The sequence below is a fragment of the Thermodesulfovibrionales bacterium genome (assembly GCA_026417875.1).
Taxonomy (GTDB): Bacteria; Nitrospirota; Thermodesulfovibrionia; order Thermodesulfovibrionales; family CALJEL01; genus CALJEL01.
The window spans coordinates 1-8,241 of sequence record JAOACK010000070.1 but is presented as its reverse complement, the minus strand read 5'-3'; the positions used below and the strand labels follow the sequence as shown (position 1 = coordinate 8,241).

7 protein-coding genes are annotated in these 8,241 nt (G+C 40.6%); all 7 read right to left on the bottom strand.

Going from position 1 to position 8,241, the window contains the following annotated elements; genetic code table 11:
* Positions 1–87: 87 nt before the first annotated feature.
* Entirely contained in the window at positions 88–1,224 is a 1,137-nt protein-coding gene (murG, locus tag N2257_09800; GenBank protein ID MCX7794675.1) for an undecaprenyldiphospho-muramoylpentapeptide beta-N-acetylglucosaminyltransferase, read from the bottom strand.
* Complete coding sequence (gene ftsW, locus N2257_09795; protein ID MCX7794674.1) at positions 1,221–2,408, bottom strand: putative lipid II flippase FtsW; 1,188 nt, start codon at positions 2,406–2,408, stop codon at positions 1,221–1,223. Before ftsW ends, murG begins: the two co-directional genes overlap by 4 nt.
* A complete protein-coding gene (gene murD / locus N2257_09790; protein ID MCX7794673.1) occupies positions 2,389–3,807 on the bottom strand; it encodes a UDP-N-acetylmuramoyl-L-alanine--D-glutamate ligase in 1,419 nt (472 codons plus the stop codon). The genes ftsW and murD overlap by 20 nt, the downstream gene beginning before the upstream one ends.
* Positions 3,804–4,886: a phospho-N-acetylmuramoyl-pentapeptide-transferase gene (gene mraY, locus N2257_09785; GenBank protein ID MCX7794672.1), complete on the bottom strand. Its 1,083-nt coding sequence runs from the start codon at positions 4,884–4,886 to the stop codon at positions 3,804–3,806. The genes murD and mraY overlap by 4 nt, the downstream gene beginning before the upstream one ends.
* Positions 4,886–6,292: a UDP-N-acetylmuramoyl-tripeptide--D-alanyl-D-alanine ligase gene (locus N2257_09780; GenBank protein MCX7794671.1), complete on the bottom strand. Its 1,407-nt coding sequence runs from the start codon at positions 6,290–6,292 to the stop codon at positions 4,886–4,888. The genes mraY and N2257_09780 overlap by 1 nt, the downstream gene beginning before the upstream one ends.
* Positions 6,279–7,781 carry a UDP-N-acetylmuramoyl-L-alanyl-D-glutamate--2,6-diaminopimelate ligase gene (locus tag N2257_09775; GenBank protein MCX7794670.1) on the bottom strand — a complete coding sequence of 501 codons (1,503 nt, stop codon included), beginning with the start codon at positions 7,779–7,781 and terminating at the stop codon, positions 6,279–6,281. Before N2257_09775 ends, N2257_09780 begins: the two co-directional genes overlap by 14 nt.
* The coding region (locus N2257_09770) for a penicillin-binding transpeptidase domain-containing protein (protein ID MCX7794669.1) at positions 7,778–8,241 on the bottom strand (464 nt) is incomplete at its 5' end. The genes N2257_09775 and N2257_09770, both read right to left, overlap by 4 nt.

Here is an 8,241-nt window from a genome sequence, read left to right as displayed (position 1 = left end):
CCGAGATTGTGCAGCACCTCTGCTATACCGCTCATGCCGATTCCACCTATACCCACGAGATGTATTATCCTGTAATCAAAAGGATTTTTAAACTTTCCTGTTCCACATACTATCATCTCCTGTTTTCCCCCTTTTTTTATTAACTACCGCCTCTATAAGACTCACCACTGCGCCTGCTGCATCAGGCCTTCCGAAGGCCCTGGAATTTTTTTCAAGATCTCTTTTTAAAGCCTCATCCTTCAATAACCTTTTTATCTCTTTAGCAAGCCTCTCGCCATTAAGTTCTTTTTCAGTGAGCATTATTGCTGCACCCATGTCATGAAGTTTTCTTGCATTAAATTCCTGATGTCTTCCTGCTGCAAAGGGATAGGGTATGAGTATAGCAGCCTTACCAAGGGCTGTTATCTCTGCAAGGGTCGTTGCACCTGACCTTGAGATTATCAGATCCGCTACTGCATAAGCTTCAGGCATCTGGTATATAAAGGGAGCAACTGTTCCTGACATTCCGTATTTCCTGTACGCCTCCTTCACAAACTCATAATCAATATCACCTGTCTGGTGAAGGAACTGAACTGCGTCTTTAAGATCGACAAGATAAGGTAGGCTATCAACAACCGCCCTGTTTATACTTCTTGCTCCTGAGCTTCCTCCAAAGATCAATACCGTATTCTTCTGTGATGAAAGTCCGAAAAGTCTCAAACCACCTTCCCTTGAGCCCTCCATAATCCTCAATCTTACAGGATTACCTGTTAGTATTGTCTTTGAAGAAGGGAAGAAATTAAAGCTTTCATGATAGGTAATACATACAGCAGAAGCAAATCTTGAAAGAACCTTGTTTGCAAGTCCAGGAATCGAATTCTGCTCAAGGATAATCGAAGGTATACCCATAAATCTTGAAACAACTACAGGGCCAAAAGAAGCATATCCTCCCACACCTATGACTACATCAGGTCTGTAAAATCTCAGTATCCTAAAGGAATCTATGATTGAAAGTATAATGTTAATCAATCCCTGAAACGTCCTTACAAGAGATTTCCCTACTATGCCCGAGGACCTAATAAATTCTAGTCTGTAACCTTCTCTTGGAATTACCCTTGCTTCTATACCCCTTTCTGTACCGATAAATAGTATATCCCTAACACCTTTTTCCTTAAGTCTCTCAGCCACAGCAATACCTGGAAAAAGATGTCCACCCGTTCCTCCACCGGCAATAATAACCCTCATAAGGTGATATTTCCTCTACTCTGCCACCTTTTTTTGAATTTCCTTACATAGGCCTTTTTTCTTTCAAGAAGCCAATCCTTTTTATGAACCCTTCTTTCTGAAGGGACCTGTGAATTTTTTGATATATTGAGCAGTATACCCACTGCAGTCATATTCACAACAAGGGACGAACCACCGTAACTGATAAATGGAAGTGGAAGACCTTTTGTTGGAGCAAGACCTGTAGAAACAGCAAAGTTCACCACTGCCTGTATGGCAAGCATAAGAGATATACCAGAGGCAAGATAAAAGGAGAAGCCATCTACAGTATTTTTTGCAATCCGCATTCCCCTCAAAAAAAGCCACAGAAAGAGGAGCACCACAATGGAGGCACCTATAAAGCCCAGTTCCTCTCCCACTAGGGCAAAGATGAAATCATTATGAATTGCTGGAAGATAAAGTAGCTTCTGTTTGCTCTCTCCGAGTCCGACTCCTGTGAGCCCACCACTTCCAAAGGCAATGAGTGATTGAATAAGCTGAAAACCGCTTCCTGCAGGATCCCTCCAGGGATCAAGAAAGGCAACAATCCTTTTCCATCTGTAAGGTTCTTTTATAAGGTAATATATAACTGGAATAAGGAGCACACCAAAAGAAAGAATATATCTCAGTCTAGCACCTGACAGATATATCATTGAAAAGGTTAATATTCCAAAGGTCATAAAGGCACCGAAATCAGGTTGTTTTATGAAAACCACCTGAAAACAGGCCATCACAAAGACGGGTATTAGTATATCCCTTAACCTATCAGATTCAAACCTCTCCCTTGCCATATACCATGAAAGAAAGATCACCATTGAGAGTTTGGCAAGCTCTGAAGGCTGAAAAACTGTTGGCCAGAGTCTGAGCCATCTCCTTGCGCCACCAGCAGTAAAACCAAGACCTGTGAATACCAGAAGAAGCAGAAAGAAGGAGAAAAAAAGCAGAGGGATCGCCATTGCCTTTATTGTTGAGATATCCGTATATGTAAAAAATATCATCAGTAAGAGTCCTATAAAAAAGGTAAGGAGATGTTTCTTGAGGTAGTAATAGGACTGTGTCCCTGTTTCTGGTGATACAGAGGTTGAGCTGTACACCATTAGCACACCTATAACTGAGAGGGTGAGAGTTATTAGAAGGAGTGTCCTGTCAATCCTTCCTGATACCACCTTTTAACTCCCTCACTATTTCTTTAAAAATCCTTCCGCGTTCTTCAAAATCCCTGAACATGTCAAAACTCGCACATCCAGGGCTTAAAAGTACTACATCCCCTTTTCTTGCAAGCTCCTTTGCTCTTATAACTGCATCCTTCATATCAGAGGCAAATACTGTTAGAGTTAAATCTCCTAGGCTCTCTCTGATCTTTTCCTTTGCCTCTCCGATAAGAACCATGGCCTTTACTCTTTCCTTTATGAGAGGTCTGAGGACTGAAAAGTCTCCCTTTTTATCCCTTCCACCTGCAATAAGCACTATGTTACTGAACCCTTCAAGGGACTTCATTAAGGCACCAACATTGGTTCCCTTTGAATCATTTATATATAAAACACCATCTATCTCCTCAACAAACTCTGTCCTGTGTTCGAGCCCTCTGAATTCTCTAAGTGTTTTTTCAATAGATTCCCGACTGGCACCAGCAAGAAAGGCCATGAGGGTTGAAGCCATTGCATTTTCTGTATTGTGAACACCCTTTATCTTCATATCTTTAATATCAATCTCAACTTCCCTATCCTTAAATTTTATTTTCAATCCTCCCTTCTCTAAATATATTCCCTCCACAGGCACTTTTCTGCTGAAATAAAGTATCTCAGAGTCAGTCATCTGTCTGCATTTCATTACCACGGGATCATCAGCATTGAGAATAATAAAATCATCCCTTTTCATATTCAGACCAATTCGTGCCTTTGCCTCTATGTATTCATCCATTGACCTGTATCTGTCAAGATGGTCGGGAGTAATATTTAAAATCGTAGCTATTGAAGGTCTGAAATCCTTTATTGTCTCAAGCTGGAAACTTGATACCTCAACAACAAAAGCATCTGGATATTCTACCCTTCCTTCCATCATATCAAGAATCTCTGCTGTTATTGCCTTACCGATATTTCCGCATACAGAGGTCCTTATTCCATGGTTATTGAGAATAAGACCAAGAAGTGTTGTAACTGTTGATTTACCGTTTGTACCTGTCACTGCATAAAAGGGTATATCTCTCTTAAGGGGTGTGAGTCCTGACCTTACAGTCCTGAAAGCAAACTCAAGCTCACCGATGACCTCTACACCTGCATCTTTAGCCTTTTTAAGAAGGTGCATATCTGTCCTTACACCAGGACTTATTACTATGAGGTCTGACTCTAAAAAATCTCTCTCCTCATGACCGCCATCCTTTATATCTATGCCTTCCCTTATCAGTCCCGCTACACCTTCACCAAGCTCCTTGATCGACTTGAGGTCAGTAGCCCTTACATTTGCACCGAGTCTTTTTAAAATAAGAGCTGCACCTATCCCGCTCCTCTGAAGCCCTACAACCAGAACCTTTAAACCCTGAAGCCTGAATTTTTTTTCCACGGTCATCTCACCTTCAGTGTAGCGAGGCTCAGTAGGGCAAGCATTATTCCCACAATCCAGAATCTCACAATAACCTTGGGCTCCTTCCATCCGAGAAGCTCAAAGTGGTGATGGATTGGCGCCATTTTAAATATTCTTTTACCTGTTAATTTGTAAGAAGCAACCTGTAGTATTACAGATAGAGTTTCTATAACAAATATACCTCCGACAACAGCCAGAACTATTTCCTGCTTTGTTATCACAGCAAGGGTACCAAGGGCACCTCCCAGACCAAGGGAACCCACATCTCCCATAAAGACCTCTGCAGGATAGGAATTGAACCAGAGGAATCCAAGGCTAGCTCCAAGCATTGCTCCGCAGAATACAGTGAGCTCACCTGTTCCTTTTAGATAGAGGACCTGAAGGTATTTGGCAAGTCCTGCATGACCTGCAATATAGACAAGTACGCCAGTGGCGATCACAGCAATAGCAACAAGACCTATTGCAAGGCCATCTATACCGTCAGTGAGATTTACAGCATTGCTTGCACCAACGATCACAAATATAGAAAAGGGAATATAAAATAGCCCAAGATCAATTAATATGTTCTTAAAAAAAGGTACGCTAAGAGCAGTCTTATAGGGATCTTCAGGATTAAGGTAGAGAAAAATAGATATAGCGAGGGCAAGACCTATCTGGCAGCCGAATTTTTTAAGTGCCCTTAGACCCTTAGGATTCTTTTTTATTACCTTTAAATAATCATCATAAAATCCTATTAAGCCAAAACCTGTAATGGAAACAAGCATGACAAGGACATATTTATTACTAAGATCACCCCAGAGAAGCATGCTTACCAAGACGGAAAGTATTATCAGTATTCCACCCATTGTCGGAGTTCCCTCTTTTGTAAGGTGGGTCTTTGGACCATCATTTCTTATGACCTGTGTAAAGGATAGTCTTCTTAACCATCTTATAATGTACGGTCCTGTAAAAAAGGTAAAGAGAAATGCTGTTACCACAGCAAGCGCTGTTCTGAAGGTTATGTATTTAAATACATTAAAACCAAAAAAATAATCTTTCAATGAATAGAGAAGTTCACCGAGCATTACCCTTTCACCCCTGTTATTTTTAACTGTAATTTCTCAAAAATAGTCTCCATAGCCATTAGTCTTGAACCTTTTATGAGCACAGTATCACCCGGTAAAAGAATTCTTGATAACAACTCAGCTGCCTCATCAGGAGATCCTGCGCAGTAGAGTCCTCTTTCTTTTGCTTCCTCAAAGGCATATTTCATCTGGGTACCAACTCCGATAAAAATATCTATTCCTTCTCTTTTTATTTCTCTTCCCAGTTCTCTGTGAAGTTCTTCTGAATAATTACCGAGCTCAAGCATGTCTCCAAGGACAGCTATAGCCCTTGTCTTTTTTAATCTCACAAGTTCTTTTATGGCATTTTTCATAGAGTCAGGATTTGCATTATAGGCATCAACTATGAACCTTATGCCATCTATCTCCTTTATCTCAAGTCTGAGCTTTACACCCCTGAATTCTTCAAGACCCTTCTTAACCATTTCCGCAGGTATGCCAAGATAAAGGGCAACCGCTCCTGCTGCAAGGGAATTATAAATATTTCCCATTCCCGGTATGCTAAGTCTTATCTCTGTAACGACCTTTATCCTTGAAGAATACCTGTTTTTTATGTCAGCTTTAAGCATGTAAATAGAACCGGCCTCCTCCAGAATTATCTCCTCTGCCCGAACCGAAGAATCCTCTCCAAGACCAAAGGTAATAACTTCTCTTTTTTCTGACCTAATCCTCCTGAGATATTGATCATCTCCATTAATAAAGAGAACTTTCACAAAATGTGCCATTTCGGTCTTTGTACTGTAAACTCCTTCTATACCACCCATTCCCTCAAGATGGGCATGTCCGATATTGGTTATAACACCGTAGTCGGGTTCTGCAATCTCTGAGAGGAGTTTTATATCCCCTTGTTTTGATGCACCCATCTCGAAGACTCCATAATCTATGAAATCATTATTAGCTCCAACAACTTTATTTATTATTGAAAGTGGAAGCCCTATATCATTATTAAGATTTCCTTCATTCTTAACAGCAGAACCATGAAGGGAAAGGATATTCCAGAGCATTTCCTTTGTTGTTGTCTTTCCATTTGAACCTGTTATTCCTATAACATTCCTTATACTTCTTCTTCTCAAGGCAGTCGCCATAGCCCACATTGACCTCAGTGTATTATGAACGAGAAGTATAGTAACTTGCTTTTTTAATGAAAGTCTCTCTATCTTTTCAGGATTATCTATAATTGCACCGCTTGCTGTATTCAAAGCATCCTGAAGAAAATCATGTCCATCAAACCTCCTGCCCCTTAAACATACAAATAGCTCTCCATCCTGCACAGTCCTTGAATCAATTGAAAGAGATCTGAAGGATTCAGGTCCTTTAAAAATAATCTCTGCAGCTGTGGCATCTACTATATCTTTAAGTAGAAGCATAAAGCACCTGCCTTTCTTTAAGGACCTTCCTTACCGTCTCCTCATCACTGAAATAAAATCTCTGTCCCTTGATCTCTTGGTAATCCTCATGACCTTTACCGGCTATAAGGATTATATCTCCGGAGGCTGCACTCTTTATGGCATGCCTTATTGCCTCTTCTCTATCGGGTATGACCGCATAATTCTCTCCTATAACTCCTCTGAGGATATCAGCGATTATCTCATTTGGATCTTCTGACCTCGGATTATCAGTGGTGATTATGACAAAATCACTCAACTTTGTTGCAATCTCACCCATCAGAGGCCTCTTGCCTCTGTCCCTGTCACCACCACAGCCAAAGAGGGTTATGATCCGTCCAGGCACCGGAGAGCTTTGTTGGGTTGCCGAATCTGTGAGTATCTCCCTGGCTGTGAGTATTAATCTTTTAAGGCTATCAGGTGTATGGGCATAGTCAACAACAACAAGAAAATCCTGACCCATATCAATCCTCTGAAATCTTCCCTTTACACTTTCAAGTCTTTTTATTCCTTCCCTGATTGCCTCAATAGGTATTCCAAGGGAGAAGGTAACTCCAAAGGCTCCAAGAATATTGTATACATTTATTAAACCCGTAAGGCGTGACTCAATACTTATTGTCCTGTTATTAAAGGACACATCAAAACTGAGCCCTTTAATGGAATTATTTATATTCAGTGCCCTTATATCCCCTGAGATTATTCCATAAGTCATCTTATCTTTTACAAGAGCCTTTAATCTCAGCCCGTATTCGTCATCATTATTTATTATTGCCGGTGCACCATTTTCAAGAAGTTCTGTAAAAAGCCTCGCTTTTGCCATAAAATAATTCTCCATATCTCCGTGGAAATCGAGATGGTCTCTTGAAAGATTGGTAAATACTGCTCTTTTAAAGACTGTACCGTCAACCCTCTTTAAGGCAAGTCCATGGGATGATACCTCTGCTACTACAGCTCTGCAACCACTATCGTATATCTCTTTCAGAAGCCTCTGAAAATCAAGGGATTCAGGTGTTGTATGGGATGCTGGAAGGATCCTGTCTCCTATCTCATAATGTATTGTTCCTATGAGGCCTGTTTTTATACCTGCTGTTTCAAGTATGGATTTAATAAGAAAGGTGGTGGTTGTCTTTCCATTTGTCCCTGTTACACCAATAACAGGAACTCTTTCTGATATCCTTCCGTAAAAATTACTTGAGATAGTTGCAAGAGCAGTCCTCGAATCCTCAACAAATATAAAAAGACAATCCTTGTATCTATCCTTTAATTTTTTCTCATCACGCTCGAGGATAACACTAATAGCACCTTTTTTTATCGCATCTTCGATAAAATCATGGCCATCAGCCCTCTGGCCTTTAATAGCAACAAAGAGTGAACCTTCCTTTATATCCTTAGAATTATAGGATATATTTTTTATCTCGATATCCTGTACCACAGCAACATTTAGACCCTTTAGAAGTTCACTTATTCTCATTGAGATTCAAGACTCCTCCTTACATTGCTTACTCCTCGCTCTTCTTTACCCGCTGTCAGTAATCCCTGAGGTTCAGTGCTATCCTCCCTTGGTACCCTCATGTAAGAAAGTGTTGCCTCAGCAAGCTCCCTGAAGACAGGTGCAGCAACAGTGCCTCCATAATATGCTCCTTTGGGCTCTCCGATTACAACTATGGCAACTATCTTTGGTTCCTTAGCGGGTACAAATCCAACAAAAGAGCTCACATATCTTTCTTGAGAATAGCTTCTGACTTCTGGATCAAAAAGTCTTGTTGTACCTGTCTTTCCAGCAACTCTATTTCCATCAACTCCAGCAAGCCTTCCTGTTCCATCTTCATTCACTGTTGCTGTTAGAATCTCTTTTAATATAAAAGCAGTCCTTGGCGATAGTATCCTCTCAGCACTGTATCTTATACTGTAAATAGGTGTTCCATCAGAAG

Coding starts and splice junctions, on each gene's coding strand:
- murG (MCX7794675.1), bottom strand. CDS start 1,224: ATGAGGGTTATTATTGCCGGTGGAGGAACGGGTGGACATCTTTTTCCA.
- murD (MCX7794673.1), bottom strand. CDS start 3,807: ATGACCGTGGAAAAAAAATTCAGGCTTCAGGGTTTAAAGGTTCTGGTT.
- mraY (MCX7794672.1), bottom strand. CDS start 4,886: ATGCTCGGTGAACTTCTCTATTCATTGAAAGATTATTTTTTTGGTTTT.
- N2257_09780 (MCX7794671.1), bottom strand. CDS start 6,292: ATGCTTCTACTTAAAGATATAGTAGATGCCACAGCTGCAGAGATTATT.
- N2257_09775 (MCX7794670.1), bottom strand. CDS start 7,781: ATGAGAATAAGTGAACTTCTAAAGGGTCTAAATGTTGCTGTGGTACAG.